Below are 19,946 nucleotides of genomic sequence, written 5' to 3' on the forward strand. Positions count from 1 at the left end.
AGATCTCCAGAGTGTCGAGGATGAAGTGACCGGACGGTCAGAGGAGTTGCAGGCGGCGAGCCATGTCGGAGACGAACACATTGTCCGGATCGATCTCCCGACGCTTGGCGATGAAATTGTCGATCTGCGGGTACATCGCGTGGAAATTCTCTGCCGACGTCCGGGAATCCTTGGCCGTGTAGAGCCGACCGCCGATCGCCATCACCCGCTTGTCCATCTCGTTGAGGAACTCCGCGAGTCCCTTGCGCAACGGGAAGTCGAGGCACACGTTCCATCCCTCGAACGGGAAAGACAGTGGCGCACGCGGATTTCCGTCGCCGAACAGCTTGATCACGTTGAGGAAGCTGATGTGACCCGACGCCTGGATGTCGGTGATGATCTGTTTGAACTCGGGCTCATTACCGGTCGGCACGATGAACTGGTACTGGGTGAAACCGCCACCTCGGCCATACGCGTTGTTCCAGTTACCGATGAGGTCGAGCGGGTGATAGAACTGCGGAAGACTCTCGATCACACCGCGTTTGTTGGAACCCATCTTGTAGTAGAGCTCGCCGATCAGCGAGAAGTCGAGCTTGTTGTCGAGCCCCCGCGGGAACACGTTGGGCAACACCACCAGCGGCTTGACGTCGAAGCGCAGCGGGTCCTTCTTCAGCTTGTCCGGCAATTCGTCGAACTTGGCCAGATTGCCCCGGCTGAACGAGCCGCGACCGAGTTTCGAGCCGCCGCTGATCGTGTCGAACCAGCCCGACGCGTACTCGAATCCGTCCTCGTAACGCTGGCCGAGGTGCAGGTCGATGGTTTCGTCGAGATTCTTCGTGGTGAAGGTGTCGGCCAGGAAGTAGGCGGTCTCGGTGCGCTTGAGGGCGATCTTGACCCGCAGGATGATGCCGGTGAGGCCGATGCCGGCGACGGTGCACCAGAACAGCGAACCGTCCGGGTCGTCGGCCGAGCCCTCCGGTGTGATGGTCAGTACCCGACCGTCGGCGACGAGGAGTTGCATTTCGGTGATGTGGTCGCCGAATGCCCCGGTCGCGTGATGGTTCTTGCCGTGGATGTCATGCGCAATGGCCCCGCCGATGGTGACCTGCCGGGTACCGGGCATCACGGGCACCCAGAAACCGCGCGGCACCACGAACTTCATCAGGTCGTCGATCGACAGGCCCGCGTCGACGTCGACGATGTCGGTCTCCTCGTCGAGGGAATGGATCTTCGACAGCGGTGTCATGTCGATGGTCAGCCCGCCGCTGTTCTGTGCGGACTCGTTGTAGGACCGGCCGAGACCGCGGGCGATCACGCCACGCTTGAGGTAATCGGGTTTGTCGGATTCGCGATCGGCAACCTCGGCGACCGCTTTGGCGATGAGTTCCACATCGGGTGTGGAGAGCACCTTGCCCACCGTGGGTGTGGTGCGCGACCACCCCTCCAGGGTCCGTGTTTCCAGAGGCAGATCATCTGTAGTCATCGGTTTCGACATTACCGCGCGTTCACCGGCCCAGAACTGCCGCGGCGGCATTGTGGCCAGGAATACCACTCACTCCGCCACCACGGCGTGCGCCGGCACCGGCGAGCATCAGACGCGGATGACGCGTCTCGACGCCCCACGTCCCCACCTCCGATGCCGTCGGCGCCCACGGCCACTGCAGCGACCGGTGGAAGATGTTCCCGCCGGGCAGTCCGGGTGAGTCCGCCAGATCGAGGGGCGTCTTGGCCTCCAAGCACCGGTTACCGTGCGCGTCGGTGGCGACGACCGACTGGATCGGCTCGGCGAGAACGGAATTGAGCGATTCGAGGGTGGCCTCGACGGCCGCGGTGGTCGCCCCCGGCGAGGTGAACAGCGCGGGCGGCATGTGCAGGCCGAAGAGTGTCAGCGTGTGCATGCCGTCGAGTTCGGGACCGAGGATCGAGCGGTCGGACAACGTGTGGCAATAGATCTCGCACGGCGGCAGCGACGGCACATGCTCGTCGCGCGCCTGCTGCCACGCGGTGCGTAACTGCGAGTAGGACTCGTTGATGTGAAAGGTGCCGGCGAACGCGGCGTCTGGGGAGACTCTGCTGTCACGTAGTGCCGGGAGACGGTCGAGCAGCAGGTTGATCTTCAGTTGCGCACCGGTCGGATCGGGTTCGGTGTCGATGGGGACGTCGAGTAACCGGTTGAGCGTGTCGGGAGCACAGGCGGCGTACAGCATCTCCGCGCGCGCCGAAGTGCGATCGAAGTCGACGGAGCCGTCGCCCGGATCGACCCCTGTGACATGCACACCGGTGCGGATGTCGGCGCCCGCGGCGACCGCCGCCTGATACAGCGCCCCCGCCACCGCGCCCATCCCACCCACGGGTACGTCCCAGTCGCCGGTGCCGCCGCCGATCAGGTGATACAGAAAGCAGATGTTCTGGCGCAGCGAGGCGTCGTGCAGGTCGGCGAAGGTGCCGATCAGGCCGTCGGTGGCGACGATGCCGCGCACCACGTCGTCGTCGAAGTAGCGCTCGATCAGTTCGCCCAGCGGACGTTCGGTCAGCGACTCCCAGATGCCTGCCTCCGACGAATCCAGTCCACGCGGTGAGTTCAGCCCGCTGACCAGGTCGTGCATCTCGTCGGCCGAGCGCAGCGGCTCGGTGAGGGTGGGGAACACGCGCTGCGCGATGGTGCCCATCCGGTCGTAGAACCACTGCCATGACGTGAACGCGGTGTCGGAGCCGGTGACGTCGCGAAACGACGCGGCGGTGGCGTCGTCGTCGTGGGTGTCCACCAGAATCCCGCGCGTGGGGTCGATGGGCAGCGGCGTGTACGACGAGTAGCGCCGACGTACGAGTCGGATGTCGAGGTCGAGATCGGCCATGAGTTGCTGCGGCATCAGCGACACGAGGTAGGAATATCGCGACAACCTCGCCGGAACACCGGGGAACGGTGTCGCCGACACCGTCGCGCCGCCCACATGGTCGGCGCGTTCGAGGACCAGCACCTTGCGCCCGGCACGGGCCAGGTATGCCGCCGCGGTCAGACCGTTGTGGCCGGCGCCGATGATGATGTCGTCGTACTTCTCACTCGACATACCCCCACTAAACACCGCGGACCCGCTTCCCCACAGAGGAGTGAGACCCGGTAGCCGGTCGCATGGTCTCCGGTGTCCGCCGACCGGGGGATCGGTGAGTCGGGTGACCGGTTTCGGCGGTCGCCGCGCGATACCCTCATCGGGTGGATATCCCCTCGGTCGACCTCTCCTCGGGATTCGCGTTGCCGCTTGTCGGCCTCGGCACCTACGACATGCTCGGCCTGCCCTGCGTCAACGCTGTGTCCCGTGCGCTGACGTCGGGGTATCGGCTGCTCGACACCGCCAGTCGATACAGCAACGAGTTGAGCGTCGGCATGGGTTTGCGGGATTCCGACGTCGACCGCGACCAGGTGGTGGTGCAGACCAAACTCGGCGGCGGCGACCAGGGATACGACGACGCCATCAACGCGGCCAAGGAGAGCGCACGCAGGCTCGGCGTCAAGCACATCGACGTCTATCTGATCCACTGGCCGTGCCCGAGCCTGGGGCGCACTGTGGATTCGTGGCGGGCGTTGCTCACCCTCGCCGAGGAGGGTTTCGTCACCGTGCCCGGCGTCTCCAACTTCAAGGCACATCACCTGCAGATGCTCTACGACGAGACCGGGGTGTGGCCGCAGCTCAACCAGATCCAGTGTTCGCCGGCGCTCGCGCGCACCGAGCTGCGCGAGTTCATGGCCGAGCGGGGCATCCATGCACAGGCGTGGCACCCCACCGGCCGCAAGGAGGGTCTGCTCGGCGACGGGCAGATCATCCGGATCGCCCGCAAGTACGGCAAGTCGCCCACCCAGATCGCGCTGCGGTGGGCGGTGCAGCACGGGATCGGCGTGGTGCCCAAGTCGTCGCATCATGGTCGGCAACTCGAGAATGCCGACCTGTTCGATTTCGAACTCGACGAGGATGACCTCGCCGCGCTCGCCGCGCTCGATCGTGGTGAGCGGGCGGCCCGCGACTCCGACGTCGAGGAAGAGTTCTGACCGACCCGAGTGGGCGGCAACGAGGTGACCGGGCCGACGGGTCGTCTACGGTGACAGGGTGCACGACCCGACACCAGACGGCCACGAGCCCCGGCACGAGGATTTCGCGACCCGCCACGCCCCGATGCCGGTGGAGTTGCCCCTCGACGACGCGGAGGCCTCGACCGATGTCCCGCTGGGAACGCAGATCTTCCGCTTCATCGTCACCGGTGTGGGCTCGGGTGTGCTCGATTTCGGTCTCACCGCGATCCTGCAGTACGCGCTGGGACTGCCCCCGGAATTCGCCAAGGCGGTAGGTTTCATCTGCGGCACGGCCACCGCCTACTTCTTCAACCGGCGCTGGACGTTCCGCGCATCGCCGAGCGTGTCCCGCTTCGTCGCCGTCGTCGTGCTCTACTTGACCACCTTCTTCGTGAACGTGGGTGTCTACACCTGGCTCTCACATGTGTGGCCGGAGATGCTGCTGTGGAGTCTGCTGGCCTACGTCATCGCGCAGGGCCTGGCAACGGTCATCAATTTCGTCGTCCAGCACGCCATCATCTTCAAGATCCGCTGACGCGGTGCCGCGCGCCGTGGTGGTGGGCAGCGGACCCAATGGTCTGTGTGCTGCGGTCCGGCTCGCGCAGGCGGGGCTCGAGGTCACGGTGGTGGAGGCGGCCGACGAGATCGGTGGCGGTACCCGCTCGGGTGAGATCGACATGCCAGACGGTGCCGACTCAGGCCTGATCCACGATCACTGCTCGGCCTTCCACCCGCTGGGGTTCGCCTCACCGTTCTTGTCGACGTTGCCGTTGGCGCGCCACGGCCTGCGCTGGCGGTGGGCGCCGGTCGACTGCGCGCACCCGCTCGACGACGGCAGCGCCGTGCTGCTGCGCCGCGACCTCGAGCGCACCGTGGCCGAGTTGGATGCGGCGGGGTTGGATGCGGTGGGGTTGGATGCGGCCGAGTTGGATGCGGTGGGGTTGGATGTGGCGGGACAGCGGTGGCGCACCCTGGTCGGCGCGGCGAGCGCACGGTTCCCCGATCTGGCCACCGACGTGTTGTCGCCGATGATCGCGCTGCCGCGCCACCCCGCGCTGATGGCGCGGTTCGGGTTGCGGGCGCTGCTGCCGGCCACGGCGGTCGCGCGCTATCTGGGGCCACGCGCGGGTGCCCTGTTCGCCGGGATCGCGGCGCACGGATTCACGCGGCTCGATCGGCCCGGGTCGGCGGCCGCGGGGGTGGTGCTCGCCGCGGCCGGACATCACGGTGGCTGGCCGGTTGCCGAGGGCGGATCGGCGGCGATCGCGCACGCACTGGCCGGTCATCTCGCCGAACTCGGCGGGGAGGTGGTCACCGGCCACCACGTCACCCGGTTCGCGGAGATCGACGCCGACGTGGTGATCCTCGACGTGATGCCCGAGACCGCGGTACGCCTGCTCGGTGACCGGATGCCACGGCGCATCTCGCGCGCCTATCGGCGCTGGCGACGCGGACCGGCCGCCTTCAAGGTCGACTACGTCATCGACGGCGAGGTGGGGTGGACCGCGCCGGGCTGCGCCGATGCGGCCACGGTTCACCTGGGCGGTCCGGTCGAGATGATCGCCGCGGCCGAAGCCGCGGTGGTGGCCGGCAGGCTGCCGGCTCGGCCGTTCACACTGGTGGGGCAGCAGTGGGTGGCCGACCCGTCGCGCGCCGTAGGCACTCGAAAACCGCTGTGGGCGTACGCACACGTGCCGCAGGGGTACAGCGGTGACGCCACCGACCATGTGACCGCGCAGATCGAGCGTTTCGCCCCCGGTTTCCGTGACCGCGTGGTCGCGGTGCACGCCACCGGACCGATTTCGCTCGAACGGGCCAATCCCAATTATCTCGGCGGCGACATCGGAGGAGGTCGCAACGGGCTCGGGCACCTCGTCGCGCGGCCGCGGCTGTCGCCGACGCCTTACGCAACGGGTGTGCCCGGGGTGTATCTGTGTTCGTCGGCCACTCCGCCGGGCGGGGGAGTGCACGGCATGTGCGGGTTCCACGCCGCCGGTGCCGCACTGGCCGGCCTCGGGTAACCCGCACCCGAGAACCGGACTCGGCCCGAATCGCGTTGCCGCACGCCGCAATACCGGCAGTCGGTGCCAATCGGTCAAACGGCCTACGCGCGAGGGTGTCGGCGGGCCAGGGTGCGCCGTGCCGGAAACGGGGTGGGTTAGGCTGGCGCTGCCAGGTATCGGTCAGGGACCTCGCAGGACCCGACGGGACGCAATGTATTCGAGACGACTGGGATCGCCATGACCACAGCCACACAGCAGGTAGGACCGTCACCGGCCGGGTCCGCCGCCGAAGGCCATGGCAGCGATTCGGGTGCGGCGGATTCGCGTGTCCTCGTCCAGCGGACGCTGTTCAACTGCCCGCACTCCCGCGTGGAAACCGGGATGTACGTGGACGCCGACCTCGCGCGCGTGCGGCTGACCCGTACCGAGGCAGCGCTCGACCCGGGCGCCACCCTGAGCACCAACACCTATTTCGGACGGTTCGCCGCAGCCCAGTGGCAATGCCACACCCCGGTGCGCTCGGTGCGGCTCGAATTCGACCACGACTGCGCCCCCGACACCGTGCTGCGGGTGGACATCCGTGCCTCCGACATCAGCGGCCGCCCGCGACCCGTCGAGGTCGTCGAGTTGCGGGGCAGCGGGCATGCGTCGGCAGACCTCGACGTGCGCCGATTCGTCGACGGCGGCGCACTGTGGTTCGAACTGACCGCGATCGGTGGCGCGGCACGCGTCTGCGACGTCACCTGGACGGTGGACCGCAGCGTCCGGCGGCGTCCGGTCGCGGTGGTGATGTGCACGCACAATCGTCCCGCCGACGCCGTCGCCACCCTGCGGACGTTGGCCTCCGACGACGAGGCGCTCAAGCTCGTCGACTCGGTGTGGCTGATCGATCAGGGCACGCGGCGGGTGTCCGACGACCCCGGGTTCGCCGCCGTCGCCGATATCCTGGGCGACCGTTTGCACTACATCACCCAGCCCAATCTCGGTGGTGCGGGCGGCTTCAACCGCGGCATCCACGAGGTGACCAAGACCGGCGACCGCAGCGTCGACATCGTCGTGATGGACGACGACATCCTCTGTGAACCGGAGTCGGTGCTGCGTCTGTCGGCCTTCGCGAACAACACGTTGCGGCCCACCCTGGTGGGTTCGCAGATGCTGCTCGCGTCGGAGACCTACCGGGTGCACATGACCGGCGAGTGGGAGTTGCTGGGAAAGCTGAAGGCCGGTGAACCCGGTGCCTACGGCAAGAACGGGCTCGACGCCCTGCAGAATCAGCAGGACGCGCGCACCGACGCCGGATGGAACGGCTGGTGGTCGTGCCTGCTGCCGGTCGAGGCGGTCTATGAGGCGGGGATGTCGCTGCCACTGTTCTTCCAGTGGGACGACATCGAATTCGGGATTCGCGCCCGACACAAGGGATTTCCGACGGTCACCCTGCCCAACGCGGGTGTGTGGCACGCCGACTTCCATCTCAAGGACTACGACGACTGGTCACGCTACTTCAGTTGGCGCAACGCACTGATCGTCGCCGCGATCCACGGTCCCTTCGACCCGCGGGCGATGGCAAATGTGGTGGCCACCGAGATCGGCGAACACATCGTCTCGATGCGTTACGGCCTGGCCGCCACCTTGTTGCTGGCGGTGCGCGATTACCTCACCGGCCCGGCGGTGCTTGCCGACGGCGGGCAGGCCAAGCTCGCCGAACTCGCGCAATTGCGTTCTGCCTACCCGGATACCGTGCTGCGCGATGCCGCCGAGGTATTCGCCGAGTCGAGTTCGGACACACGCATCACCCGTCGCGGCGCAAAACCGGACGAGGACAAGCTCACCCAGGTGCTCGTCAAACGCGCCCTCGCCCAATTCCTCGGCCGCCTGCGATCCGCGCCGGTGTCGATCACCGCCGACGACGCGCGGTGGTGGCATGTGGGGCTGTTCTCGTCGGCCATCGTCACCGATGCGTCGCAACAGGGCGTCCGGGTTCGCAAGCGCGACAAGGACACCGCGATGCGCCTCGCCCGCGAGCTGATCGGATCGTGTCTCGAATTGCGCCGCCGCGGAGACGATGTCGCCGCACAGTGGCGTGACGCGATGCCCGATCTCACCAGCCGCGAGAACTGGACGAGACTGTTTGCCGACGACTGAGCGATCCCGCAGCATTCTGACCGCGATTGCGGTCGGGCTGCTGGGATTCGCCGTTTCGGTCTGGGCGAGTTGGCGTCCGTCCTTCTGGTACGACGAGGCGGCGACGGTCTCGGCGACCAACCGGCCGTTCGCCGAACTCGGCCACCTGGTGGCCCACACCGATGCGGTGCACGCGCTGTACTACGTCGTGATGCACGCGTGGTCGTCGGCGTTCGGCTACTCGGAGTTCGCGCTCCGGTTCCCGTCGTCGCTCGCCGTGGGTGTGGCCGCCGGACTGATGGTGCCACTCGGAGAGCGGTTGTGGGACAACCGCTTCGGGGTGGTGGCCGGGTTGGTGCTGTTGTGCCTGCCGCGCACGTTGTGGGCCGGTGCCGAGGCGCGATCGTATGCGGGCACCCTGTGCCTGGCCGTGGCGGCGACACTGATGCTGTTCATCGCCGTCGACCGGGGCCGTTGGTGGTGGGCCGCGTACGCGGTGGTCTCGACCCTGCTGGTGTTCTGGTTCTTCCTGGGTATCACCCTGCTGGCGGTACATCTGGTGATCCTGCTGTACCGCCGCGCCCTCTCCCGGGGTTTCGTCGTCGCCGCCGTCGCGGTGGGGCTGATCGTGCTGCCTTTCGCGCGATGGGCGTTGGGGCAGCGAGGACAGATCGCGTGGATTCCGGAGATGTCGTGGATGACGCTGCGTCACTATGTGCGTTTCGAGTTCTTCGTCGGATCGTGGGTGTCGTTGTCTGCGGTCACGATCGTGTCGGTGCTGGGCGTGCTCGTCGCACTCCTCGCCGGGGCACGCGGCGGGTGGGGTCCGGCGATCGTCGGTGTCCTGTGGGTCGTGGTGCCGACGATCGTGGTGCTCGGCTGGTCGTGGCTGGTGTCGCCGGTGTACGTGCCGCGCTACCTGATCTTCACGCTCCCCGGTCTCGCCCTGGTGGTGGCGTGGGCGCTGATCCAGGTGACGCGCGGCACGACGTGGTTCGTGGCACTCGGTGTCGGCGTGTTGGCGGCGTCGGCGGTGCCGTCGTATCTGGAAGGGCGCGGGCCGTACGGCAGGATGGGCGGCACCGACTACTCGGCGGTCGCCGACTACATTGCCGCGCACGCCCAACCCGGGGATTGTGTGGCGTTCGCGCGACCGCCGTCGTGGAGCCCGGTGTCGCAGCGAGTCGTGTTGCGCGCCAAGCCTGATGACTTCGCAGGACTGCGTGATATCGGACCGTCACGAGACCCGGTGCGGGCCGGTGTGCTGTGGGACGGCGACAAACCCGTCACGGCCTATCGGGACTTCGCGGCATCCTGTGCGGTCGTCTGGGTGCTCACGGACCGCGATCGCGATCGCGGATTCGACGCCTATCCGGGCGGGATGGAGCATTGGCATTTCGCCCCGTACCGATTCACGTCCACTCCGCTGTATGCGGCCCTGCGCGAGTCGGGGCTGCACATCGTGTCCACGATGCCGTTCAACAACTCTCAGGTCGTCGAGATGCGGCGCTGAATCGTCGGTGGCGCGGAACCGCGTCCCGCACGCGTGACGTGAGAGAGCGGTGAGAATCGGGCCCCGCGCGTTGTGATCGCCGGGCGCAGCGGCTGTGATGAGGACGATCCATCCAGACTGTGCCGCGGCCGGTCCGACGTAGGAGAACGAGAATGCGCCGAAGTGTGCCGTGGTCCGTCACGAAACGAATGCAGAGGTCGGTCATCGCAGCGGCCTGCGCGGCATCGGCGATACTGCTCGCTGCTGCGCCCGCATCGGCGGTGCCGCCTATTCCGTCGCTGCCGCCGGTAACGAACGGGTTCACCGTCCACACGAATCTTCCCGGTGGGCCCGGCGGTGCCATCTTCTACACTTCCGGCGCGAATGTGGCCATCCCGCTTCCCATTCCGGGTCTGGGTGAGGGCGCCGATCAGGGCCTGGTGATCGCCGACAAATCCGGCCACGTGCTTGCTCACCAGGCGGCACCGGCGGGCCAGGGCGTCGCGAACTTCCGCACCCAGATGTATCAGGGACACAAGGTGCTCACCTGGTGGCAGGGAAGTGGCATCGATGGTCACGGGACCGGGAGCGATGTCATCGCCGACGATCACTTCCGCGTCATCAAGACCCTCACCGCCGGCAACGGGCTGCAATCGGATGCGCACGAGTTCCGGCTCACTCCCGACGGGCGGGCACTGATCACCGCCTACCGGCAGATCAACGCGGATCTCTCATCCGTGGGTGGCCCCGTGAACGGCACGATGATGGACTCGATCGCCAGCGTGGTCGATGTGGCCACCGGGCGGGTGTTGATGCAATGGTCCGCCAAAGCTCATGTGCCGCTCACGGATTCGTCGATGAGACCACGAGTCGGGGGTGCTGCCTCCTACGACCCATACCACATGAATTCCATCGCGTTGGGCCCCGACGGCGACCTGCTGATCTCGATGCGCAACGTCAACGCGGTCTACGACGTCGACGGCCACACGGGCTCGGTCAACTGGCGGCTCGGCGGCAAGCAGACGTCGTTGCGGATGGGACCGGGCGCCGACATCTTCGGTCAGCACGACGCGGAGTTCGCCGACGCCCATACCGTGCGGGTGTTCGACAACAATGTCGACGGTGCGATCCCCCGCGGCCAGTCGTCCATCAAGTGGATCCGCGTCGATCCGGTGCGGCATGTGGCCACGCTGGTGCGTGCGCAGTTCCACCCGGGTGGACTATCTGTGTTCGCGACGGGCAACGCGCAGGCCGTCGGCGACGGCTACGTGTTCGGAAGCTGGGGGACGAGTGGACACATCTCCGAGTTCGGGCCGAACGGGCAGATGATCTACGACGCGAGCGTCCCGCACGGCACCTACCGGGCGTACCTCGACCAGTGGCCGTTCTAGTTGGGCCCACAAGACCCACGCGCGGCAGACTCAGCGATTGACCTTCGCGATGATGTTGTCGGCGTACCAGTTGAGGTGGTCGATCTTCTTCTGCAGGGGCTCGGTGTCGGGGCCGGTGACATAGGGCATCCGGAAACCGACGATCACATCGGTGATGCCCTTGTCGGCCAGGCGTTTGCACCCGTCCACCGTGTAGGCGTCGAGTGAGATCACGTGGATCTCGAAGGGGTCGTTGAGTTTTCCCTCCGCCTTGCGGATGTCGGTGATCTTCTCCAGCAGTGCGTCGAGTTCTTCGGGTGGTCCGCCGCCGTGCATCCAGCCGTCCCCGCGGATCACCGCACGGCGTAGCGCGGCGTCGGCGTGTCCGCCCACGAGCAGTGGGATCGGTTGCGTCGGTGCGGGAGTCATCTTGATGCGCGGGATGTCGTAGAACTCGCCGTGGAACTCGAAGTACTCACCGCTGGTCAGGCCGCGGACGATGTCCATGCATTCGTCCATCCGTTTGCCGCGCCGCCGGAAGTCGACACCCATGAATTCGTAGTCCTCCGGCCACGGACTGGTGCCCACGCCGAGTGCCAGCCGGTTGCCGGTCAGGAAGGCCACCGACGACGCCTGCTTGGCCACCAGCGCCGGTGGCCGCACCGGGAGTTTCAGGACGAACGGGGTGAAGCGGATCGTCTCGGTCACCGCGCCGAGTGCCGCCGCGGCGATGAACGTCTCGATGAACGCCTTGCCGTCGAGGAACTCGCGGTTGCCGTCGGGTGTGTAGGGGTAGGTGGCGTCGGATTCTTCCGGGTAGGCCAGCGAGTCGGGAATGGTGAACCCATGAAACCCGGCCTTCTCCGCGGCTTGCGCCAGCGGCGCGTAGTAGCCCGGATCGGTCATCGCCTCGGCGAACGTGAACCTCATGCACCCAAGACTAGAACACGTTCTAGTCTTGGCGCGGGAGTCCGGTCAAACGCGGCACGAGCTGGTAGACGCGGGTGGTACACCACCCGCGTTTACCGATTGGAGGCGCGTTTACCCGACCGGAGCCGGCCCGAGGTCAGGGCCGGATGAAGTGTTCGCGGCGTCCGAGCCGCTGCAGCCGCAGCCACTCGCGGAAGCCGTCCACGTCGTGCTGCTGCACCAGGAAGTACCACCCGAACCGGGCGTACTCCTGCGGCAGCAACCGTCGCAGGCCCGGCTGATTCATCAGGTACCCACGGTTGCGGTAGGTGAAGAAGCGTTTGGTGGGATTGTCGGGGTACTGGGTGTGCATGCGGCCACCGAGGATCGGCCGGAATTCGTCGGAGCCGTACGGGTGCAGGTACGCGGTGGTGAGGCAGGTGCCGAACCGCAGCCCCGACCGCACCAGCCTGCGGTGCATCTCCACCTCGTCGCCCCGGAAGAACAGCCGGAGGTCGGGAACCCCGATCTCCTCGAGTGCCCGCGCCGAGAACAGTGCCCCGTTGAACAGCGATGCGATACCCGGCAGCAGGTCGTCGTCATCCGACGGTGTGCCCGTGTCGACGAAGAGTTCCGAGCGTTTGCGTCGCCACACCAGTCCGCGGCGCAGCGGAAACGCCAGCACATCGGGGTCGTCGATGTTGGCCACCACCGGCGACACCTCGTCGAGTCCGTGCCGGGCGGCGCAGTCGAGCAGGGAGGCGAGCACGTCGGGCCCTTCCGGGCGGCCGTCGTCGTCGGCGCACCACACCCAGTCGGCGCCGAGCGCGAGCGCGTGCAGCATGCCGAGCGCAAACCCGCCGGCCCCGCCGAGATTGCGCTGCGAACCGAGGTAGGTGGTGGGAATGCGTTGTGCGGCAACGAGATCCGCCACGGCTTTTTCGTCGGCGTTGTCCACCACCACGAGATGATCCACCGGCCGGGTCTGCCCGGCCACCACCGCGAGCGACGCGGCGAGGAGTTCGGCGCGCCGGTGGGTCACCACCACGGCGATCACACGATCGTGCGACGCCCCGCCCGGTGCTGCGGTCATGCCGACTTCGCGTCGGGATCGTCGAGCTTGGCGAGCACGTCCCGCACGTGCTCGGCGGCGTCGGGCCCCTCGTAGGCGCCCACCACCTCTTCGATGCCGCCGTCCATCTTGATCTCGCCGTGGTCGATCCACAGGGCGCGGTCGCACAGCTGGGCGAGGAACTCGTTGGAGTGGCTGGCGAACACGAGGATGCCCGACCGCTCCACCAGGGCTTCGAGCCGGGTGCGGGCCTTCTTCATGAACTCGGCGTCGACGGCTCCGATGCCCTCGTCGAGAATGAGGATCTCCGGGTCGATGCTGGTCACCACGCCCAGCGCGAGCCGCACCCGCATGCCCGTCGAGTACGTGCGCAGCGGCATCTGCAGATAGTCGCCGAGCTCGGAGAACTCGGCGATCTCGTCGATCTTGGTGAGCATTTCCTTGCGGGTCAGCCCCAGGAACATGCCGCGGATGATGATGTTCTCGTACCCGGAGATCTCCGGGTCCATGCCGACGCCGAGGTCGAAGACCGGTGCCACCCGCCCGGTCACCTGACACACGCCGCGGGTGGGTTCGTAGATGCCCGACAGCAGCCGCAGCAACGTCGATTTGCCGGCGCCGTTGTGGCCGACGAGCCCCACCCGATCCCCGTGTTCGAGGTGCAGGTTGATGTTCTTCAGGGCTTCGACCACCACCACGTTCGACGCGTTGGCGCCGATCACGCCGCCCGCCGCGCCGATCACCGACTTCTTCAGCGACCGGGTCTTGGCGTCGAAGATGGGGAAGTCCACGCACGCGTCCCAGGTGTCCACGCGAACCGAACTCTTGGTTGCCACTTCTGCCTTCTCTCCGGTAGCCGCTCGTCCGCCCGGCTATACCCAGTAGGCCACGCGGGCCCGGTAGTTACGCATCACCACGAGCGCGAACAGCCATCCGACGGCGGTGCAGCCCAGCACGATCGCCCAGTGGTAGAACGCGACGGACTGTCCGAGCAGCGGGCCGCGCGCGATGTCGAGGTAGTGATACATGGGGTTGAGCTCCACCAGTTTCAGTCGCGACGACTCCTGGTGGGTGGTGCTGCTGAGGCTCTCGGTGGTCCAGATGATCGGGGTCATGAAGAACACCAGCTGCACCGCGGTGGTCAACAGCTGCCCGATGTCGCGGAAGCGGGTGGAAAGAATGCCGAACACCAAGCACACCCACACGCCGTTGAGGACGTAGAGGATGATCGCCGGAACCACGAGCACCACGGTCCAGTTCAGCGGCTGCGGGAACACGATCAGCACCACGATGTAGATCACGATGTTGTGCGCGAAGATGATCAGCTGCCGCCACACCATGCGGTAGACGTGCACGCTGATCGGTGCGGGCAGCTGTTTGATGAGGCCCTCGTTCTTGGAGAACACCTCGGCGCCCTCGAGGATCGAGTTCTGGATGAAGTTCCAGAAGATGAAGCCCAGCGTCACGTACGGCAGGAAGGTCGCGATGTCCATGTTGAACAGCTCGCCGTAGAGCAGGCCCATCGCGACGGCCGTGACGCCGGTGGCGATGGTGATCCACAGCGGTCCCAGCAGCGACCGGCGGTAGCGCTGTTTGATGTCCTGCCAGCCCAGGTGCAGCCACAACTGGGATGTGCGCAGACCGGTGTTCAGGTCGTCGAAGGCCCGACGCAGCGTCCGCGAATCCGAGCTCTCCGGGCGCGGCGGGATCGCTGTTTCGTTCACTACCGCTGACACGGGGACTCAGCATACAAGCGGCGACCGTCCCTACAGGTACTGACCCGTGCTGTGCCCGGGGCCGCCGCCGGGACCCACGATGCCCGGTGGCAGAGCGCCCTGCCGCATCTGTTCGAGTTGGGCGCGCGCCGCCATCTGCTGCGCGAACAGTGCGGTCTGGATGCCGTGGAACAGGCCCTCGAGCCAGCCGACCAGCTGTGCCTGCGCGATCCGCAGCTCGGCATCCGACGGGGTGGCGTCGTCGGAGAACGGCAGTGCGAGACGTTCGAGTTCCTCGCGGAGTTCGGGGGCCAGGCCGTCCTCGAGTTCCCGGATGGACGTCTGGTGGATGTCGCGCAACCGGTTGCGCGACGCCTCGTCGAGTGGTGCCGCGCGTACCTCCTCGAGGAGCTGCTTGATCATGGTGCCGATCCGCATCACCTTGGCCGGCTGTTCCACCATGTCGGCGACGCTCTGCCCGTCGCCACCGTCGTTGCCGTCGTTCCCGCTGGTACCGTCCGTGTGGTCGCCGCCGCCGACGATCACGATCGGTTCGGAGTCGGCGGCGGAACCGCCCGCCGGGTACGGGTCGGGGCTGCCGAACGCTGCTGGGGAGATCCCGTCGATGGCCATGGGCCCCATTGTGCCCAACAGCGTGCGCGGGGTCTCGGGAACCCCGCTGTCGGGAACCGTGCGGCGTGCCGATTGCGCACGTCTACTGTGGGCCACATGACTCTGGACGTGGCCGCGGTGCGGGGGCTGTTCCCCACGCTGGGCGACGGCTGGATCCACCTCGATCCGCAGGCCGGCATGCTCATCCCCGATTCGGTGTCCACCGCGGTGTCCACCGGGTTCCGGCAGCTCGTGTCGGCGCCGGGGGGTGTCTACCCCGACGCGCGGCGCAGCGGCGAGGCCGTGTCGGGTGCCCGCCGGGCGATCGCCGACCTCCTCGGCGCGCAACCCGCGGGGGTGGTGCTCGGGAGCTCGCGGTCGGCGCTGGTGTGGACCCTGGCCGAGTCGATCGCCCCCAATACGTGGCTCGGCGGCGACGTGGTGGTAAGCCGGCAGGACGACGAACCCAACATCGTGCCGTGGTTGCGTGTGGTGGACCGCTACGGCGGGAGGGCGCACTGGGCGGAGATCGACGTCGAGACCGGTGAGTTGCCCGTGTGGCAGTACCGCGAACTGGTCACCGACCGTACCGCGGTGGTGGCGGTGAGCCTCGCGTCGTCGGTTCTCGGCGCCGTCACCGATGTCGGGGCGATCGCCGAACTCGCCCACGCCGTAGGTGCGCTGGTGGTGGTCGATGCGACCAGTGCGGCCCCCTACATGCCACTCGACATCGGTGAACTCGGTGCCGACGTGCTGATCGTGTCCGCCGAGCGGTGGGGCGGGCCGCGGATGAGTGCGATGGTCTTTCGTGATCCCCGGCGGATCGATCGGCTGGTCCCGATGTCGATGGACCCCCGGGCCTCCGGTCCGGGCCGGCTGGAGCCCGAACCGCATCAGGGGGCACTACTGGCAGGCATCGTTGCCTCCGTGGAACACCTTGCCGGGCTTGACGAGTCGACGGTGGGAAAGCGTCGGCGCCGGGTGGTCGCCGCGTTGGAGTCGGTGTACGAGTATCTGCAGCGGCTGGGCTTCTACCTGGTGTCCTCGTTGGAACAGCTCAACCAGGTGTCGGTGATCGGGGCGCCGGAGAACCGGGTTCCCTTGGTGAGCTTCACCGTCGACGGGGTGCCCGCGGACAAGGTGGTGCGGCGGCTGGCAGACAACGGGATCTGCGCGCTCGCGGATGTGCCGTGCCGCGCGCTCGCGCGGATGGGTGCCGACGATTTCGGTGGCGCGGTGACCATCGGACTCGGCCCGTACTCGACTCCCTACGAGGTCGATCACCTCATCCGGACGTTGGGGTCGCTCGGGTAACGTGACGAAGGCCGCATCACTGTCGGTCGTTCGATCCAATCGGATCGGCGCTTGTCGGCATCGCCTATTAGGTTGGAGATCGTGGAGGAAATTCGCCCTGAGCAATCATCCGCCCGGACGAGCGCAGGGCAGGGAAACTCCGAGCGGCTGACCGGCGACGAGGTGGCGGTCTGGCTCGAGGTCGTCGACGGCGGCTGGGCGCTGATGGCGCAGGTGGCCGCCGGATTCAGCGCGCGCGGTCTGTCGGTGTCGGATCTACGACTGCTCGAGGTGCTCGGCACTCGTCGCGAGTTCGGGATCAGCGAACTCGCGGCTGCGGTCCACATCGGTGTGAGCACGTTGTCGCGACAGATCGCCCGGCTCATCGAGAGTGGTGACGTGGTGCGCGTGCGGTCGGACACCGACGGTCGGCACCGCCTGGTGCGGATGACGGAGGCGGGACGGCAGAACCTGGACCGGCACCTCGAGCTGCGTGACGAGCTCGTCCGGACCTACGTGGTGGACTCCCTGACTCCCGAGGAGTACCGCGCGCTCGGTGCGGCGTTCGCCAAGATCGCTGCCGTATGCGATCCCGCGTCGCAGGCCCGCCGAAGGTGATGCGCGCCGGCAACGGTCTCCACTCATCACACCGTGAGCAGCACCTTGCCGATCGCCTCTCCGCTGTCGAGCCGGGCATGCGCGGACTCGGCGTCGGCGAGATCGAAAACAGAGTCGATGACCGGCCGAATGAGGCCGTCGGCGATCTTCGGCCACGTGTGGGCGCGGGTGCGTGCGACGATCGCTGCCTTGCCGTCGGCCCCGTCCAGGGGCCGTGAGCGCAAGGTGGTGCCGAAGACCGCGGCGCGTTTGCTCAGCAGTGTGGCCAGCGAGAGTTCGGCCTTCGCACCGCCCTGCATGCCGATCACGACGAGCCGCCCGCCGGTGGCGAGCGCCGCCACGTTCCGGGCGAGGTAGGCCGCTCCGACGATGTCGAGGATGACGTCGGCACCCCCCGCGTCGCGGATGATCTCGACGAAGTCCTGGCTGGAGTAGTCGATGAGGATATCGGCGCCGAGTTCGGCGCAGCGTTCGAGCTTCTCCGGGGTGCGCGCGGTGACCGCGACCCGCGCTCCGAGCGCGTGCGCGAGCTGGATTGCGTGGGTGCCGATGCCGCTGGAGCCGCCGTGGAGGAGGACCAGCTCACCCTCGCGGAGCGCGGCAGTCAGCAGCAGGTTTGAGACGACGGTGCAGGCCACCTCGGGTAATCCTGCTGCCGACACCAGGTCCACCGACGGTGGGATCGGTAGCAGCAGCGGTGTGGCCACCGCCACGCGCTCGGCGTACCCGCCGCCCGCGAGCAGTGCGCAGACCTCGTCGCCGACCCGCCAGCCGATCACATTCGGCCCGACCTCGCTGATCCGGCCGGACACCTCCATCCCGAGGATCTCCGACGCACCCAGCGGGGGCGGGTAGAGACCGCGGCGCTGCAGCAGGTCGGCGCGGTTCACTCCGGCGGCGACCACGTCGATCACCACCTCGCCGGGAGCGGGCTGTGGATCGGGGACTTCGGTCAGGTTCAGGTGCGAGGTGTCGGGGTCGACGGTGATGGCACGCATGCAGCCGATGGTAGGCGGGGTCGGCGATCATGCCCGCGCAGTCTTACCCGAAATCGCTGACGTACCCTTGTCCGGCAGGGAAGCGTGGCAGAGCGGCCGAATGCACTCGCCTTGAAAGCGAGCGTGCCTAAACAGCACCGGGGGTTCAAATCCCTCCGCTTCCGCAGTGTGATGAGTCGCGACATCTGTGACACCTGAGTCGCGTCATCGGTTACAGATTTACCCCGGCTATCGGCCGGGGTTTTTCTGTTGGTTGGGCCAGTAGTTGCGGTCGGGGTCGATGTGGTGGCTGGCGATGATTCGGTGATCGGTGCGGGCTACGACGATGACCGTGGTGGTGACAAGGATCAGGACTGGTGTCGCGGCGTGTTGGCGGCCGATGCCGAGGTGGTGTAGTCGGCTGGCGTGGCGCAGGGTGAGTTTGCCGAATTGATCGACGGTGTCGTGGCGTAGACGGAAGTGGTCGAGGTGGTCGGCTGCGGGGTGCGCTTTGGGTAGAGCGTGGTAGGCGATGGTTGGTGTCGTTACGTGGCGCAGCGCTCGATGGGGTCGTCGGGTGTTGAAGATCGTGGCGAAGCTGTCGAGCTGGGTTTGCAGGTCGGTGATGGTTGGTGCCGCGGGTTGGGTGTGGAGCCAGAGTTTGAGTGTGCGGTGGAATCGCTCGATTTTGCCTTGGGATTGCGGGTGGCCGGGGTGTCCGTTCTTCTGGATGATGCAGAGGCTGGCGAGTAATCGTTCGAAGTCGTTGTGTCCTTTGGTGAATCGTGAGGTGTAGATCGATCCGTTGTCGGTGAGTGTGGAGGACGGGAAGCCGTGGTGCTCGGCAGTGCTCAGGAATCCAGACACGACGTCGGGGCCGCTGACTCGTCGGTGGGCGCTGCAGCCGAGTAGGTAGCGGGAGTGGTCATCGAGCCAGGACAGGATCTCGACATCGGCGCCGGCGTCCAATCGCCAGTGGGTCATGTCAGATTGCCAGCATTCATTGGGTTGGGAGGCTTCGAATCGCCGGTAGGAGCTTTTCGGCCGCTTGCGGGGTTGGGGTGTGACCAGTGTGTGGGCGTGCAGGATGCGGCGGATGGTAGAGGTTGAGGGCACCGGAAGGTGTTGATTGCGTAGGTGCCATTGCAGGGTCAGCGGACCGGCGTCGAGTCCGTCGCGAGTCAGTTGCATGCGCAGCGTCACGATGGCGTCGATGACCTCTGCCGGGGTGCCTCGGGGGTTGCTCAGTGGTCGCCGTGAGCGGGGGTCGACCGCCTCGAGTCCATCTTCTCGGTAGCGAGCGAGCAGGCGGTAAATGTGTTGGCGTGAGATCTGGTAAGTCCGGGCAGCCTCGGTGACTGTCAACCGGCCAGAGACAACTTCGAGGACGACGACGCGCGCTTTCGACATCCATCAGGAGTGTTAACCATGTCGCGACTCATCAACCGTCGCCGCTGGTGTCACTCATGTCTCGACTCATGTGTCACCTATGTCGTGAACTCACACACTTCCGCTTCCGCCATAGACGCGTAGTTCAAACCCCGCGCGAACGAAAGGACTGGTGTCCGTCGTTCAGGGGTGAAGCTCAGGAGCACAGCCGTCAGGCTGGGCTCCTGTTGTGTTTGGTGGCTCTTCAAGGTTGAGCGGGCAATGCCTGGTCAGCGGACCGGCGTGTCGGTGACGTAAGGCGCCCCTGGTCTCCGGAAATCTGGATGTTGCGAA

17 protein-coding genes and 1 tRNA gene are annotated in these 19,946 nt (G+C 66.9%); 9 read left to right on the forward strand and 9 right to left on the reverse strand.

What is annotated here, in order from left to right:
• Positions 1-37: 37 nt before the first annotated feature.
• Together ACWDTD_RS18005 and ACWDTD_RS18010 are read right to left on the reverse strand one after the other, a co-directional pair.
• Positions 38-1,462: an FAD-binding protein gene (locus tag ACWDTD_RS18005; RefSeq protein WP_449748499.1), complete on the reverse strand. Its 1,425-nt coding sequence runs from the start codon at positions 1,460-1,462 to the stop codon at positions 38-40.
• Positions 1,463-1,484: 22 nt separating this feature from the next.
• Positions 1,485-3,047, reverse strand: a complete 1,563-nt coding sequence (locus ACWDTD_RS18010) for a phytoene desaturase family protein (protein WP_449748500.1) — start codon at positions 3,045-3,047, stop codon at positions 1,485-1,487.
• A 143-nt stretch (positions 3,048-3,190) separates the two neighbouring features.
• Here ACWDTD_RS18010 and ACWDTD_RS18015 point away from each other — a divergent pair, with 143 nt between their 5' ends.
• The 6 genes from ACWDTD_RS18015 to ACWDTD_RS18040 all read left to right on the forward strand — a co-directional run bounded on the left by ACWDTD_RS18015 (position 3,191) and on the right by ACWDTD_RS18040 (position 11,049).
• Positions 3,191-4,021 (forward strand): aldo/keto reductase, encoded by an 831-nt coding sequence (locus tag ACWDTD_RS18015; RefSeq protein WP_449748501.1) that lies wholly within the window; start codon positions 3,191-3,193, stop codon positions 4,019-4,021.
• A 58-nt stretch (positions 4,022-4,079) separates the two neighbouring features.
• Positions 4,080-4,577 (forward strand): GtrA family protein, encoded by a 498-nt coding sequence (locus ACWDTD_RS18020; protein WP_449748502.1) that lies wholly within the window; start codon positions 4,080-4,082, stop codon positions 4,575-4,577.
• A 4-nt stretch (positions 4,578-4,581) separates the two neighbouring features.
• A complete protein-coding gene (locus tag ACWDTD_RS18025; RefSeq protein WP_449748503.1) occupies positions 4,582-6,063 on the forward strand; it encodes a phytoene desaturase family protein in 1,482 nt (493 codons plus the stop codon).
• Between the two features lie 219 nt (positions 6,064-6,282).
• Positions 6,283-8,187, forward strand: coding sequence for a glycosyltransferase (locus ACWDTD_RS18030; protein WP_449748504.1), 1,905 nt, complete (start codon positions 6,283-6,285; stop codon positions 8,185-8,187).
• Positions 8,174-9,679 carry a glycosyltransferase family 39 protein gene (locus ACWDTD_RS18035; RefSeq protein ID WP_449748505.1) on the forward strand — a complete coding sequence of 502 codons (1,506 nt, stop codon included), beginning with the start codon at positions 8,174-8,176 and terminating at the stop codon, positions 9,677-9,679. The genes ACWDTD_RS18030 and ACWDTD_RS18035 overlap by 14 nt, the downstream gene beginning before the upstream one ends.
• A gap of 188 nt (positions 9,680-9,867) precedes the next feature.
• Positions 9,868-11,049 (forward strand): arylsulfotransferase family protein, encoded by a 1,182-nt coding sequence (locus tag ACWDTD_RS18040; RefSeq protein ID WP_449748506.1) that lies wholly within the window; start codon positions 9,868-9,870, stop codon positions 11,047-11,049.
• Between the two features lie 30 nt (positions 11,050-11,079).
• On the opposite strand, the gene ACWDTD_RS18045 is transcribed toward ACWDTD_RS18040, so the two are convergent.
• From ACWDTD_RS18045 to ACWDTD_RS18065, 5 genes are all read right to left on the reverse strand, one after another.
• A complete protein-coding gene (locus tag ACWDTD_RS18045; protein WP_449748507.1) occupies positions 11,080-11,958 on the reverse strand; it encodes a TIGR03619 family F420-dependent LLM class oxidoreductase in 879 nt (292 codons plus the stop codon).
• A 136-nt stretch (positions 11,959-12,094) separates the two neighbouring features.
• A complete protein-coding gene (gene glfT1, locus ACWDTD_RS18050; RefSeq protein ID WP_449748508.1) occupies positions 12,095-13,030 on the reverse strand; it encodes a galactofuranosyltransferase GlfT1 in 936 nt (311 codons plus the stop codon).
• Positions 13,027-13,845 carry a galactan export ABC transporter ATP-binding subunit Wzt/RfbE gene (gene wzt / locus ACWDTD_RS18055; RefSeq protein WP_449748509.1) on the reverse strand — a complete coding sequence of 273 codons (819 nt, stop codon included), beginning with the start codon at positions 13,843-13,845 and terminating at the stop codon, positions 13,027-13,029. Before wzt ends, glfT1 begins: the two co-directional genes overlap by 4 nt.
• Positions 13,846-13,881: 36 nt before the next feature.
• Positions 13,882-14,745 (reverse strand): galactan export ABC transporter permease subunit Wzm/RfbD, encoded by an 864-nt coding sequence (gene wzm, locus ACWDTD_RS18060; RefSeq protein ID WP_449748510.1) that lies wholly within the window; start codon positions 14,743-14,745, stop codon positions 13,882-13,884.
• Positions 14,746-14,775: 30 nt separating this feature from the next.
• Complete coding sequence (locus ACWDTD_RS18065; RefSeq protein WP_449748511.1) at positions 14,776-15,357, reverse strand: bacterial proteasome activator family protein; 582 nt, start codon at positions 15,355-15,357, stop codon at positions 14,776-14,778.
• A gap of 96 nt (positions 15,358-15,453) precedes the next feature.
• On the opposite strand from ACWDTD_RS18065, the gene ACWDTD_RS18070 reads away from it, so the two are divergent.
• Positions 15,454-16,650 (forward strand): cysteine desulfurase-like protein, encoded by a 1,197-nt coding sequence (locus ACWDTD_RS18070; protein WP_449748512.1) that lies wholly within the window; start codon positions 15,454-15,456, stop codon positions 16,648-16,650.
• Positions 16,651-16,731: 81 nt separating this feature from the next.
• Positions 16,732-17,247 (forward strand): MarR family winged helix-turn-helix transcriptional regulator, encoded by a 516-nt coding sequence (locus ACWDTD_RS18075; protein WP_449748513.1) that lies wholly within the window; start codon positions 16,732-16,734, stop codon positions 17,245-17,247.
• Between the two features lie 26 nt (positions 17,248-17,273).
• Here ACWDTD_RS18075 and ACWDTD_RS18080 read toward each other — a convergent pair whose 3' ends face one another.
• Positions 17,274-18,245, reverse strand: a complete 972-nt coding sequence (locus ACWDTD_RS18080) for an NAD(P)H-quinone oxidoreductase (protein WP_449748514.1) — start codon at positions 18,243-18,245, stop codon at positions 17,274-17,276.
• A 78-nt stretch (positions 18,246-18,323) separates the two neighbouring features.
• On the opposite strand from ACWDTD_RS18080, the gene ACWDTD_RS18085 reads away from it, so the two are divergent.
• Positions 18,324-18,409, forward strand: a tRNA-Ser gene (locus ACWDTD_RS18085).
• A 64-nt stretch (positions 18,410-18,473) separates the two neighbouring features.
• Here the strand turns inward: ACWDTD_RS18085 and ACWDTD_RS18090 are convergent.
• Entirely contained in the window at positions 18,474-19,634 is a 1,161-nt protein-coding gene (locus tag ACWDTD_RS18090) for an IS481 family transposase (RefSeq protein WP_449748515.1), read from the reverse strand.
• Between the last annotated feature and the right edge of the window lie 312 nt (positions 19,635-19,946).

This window comes from Gordonia sp. NPDC003425 (assembly GCF_053588635.1).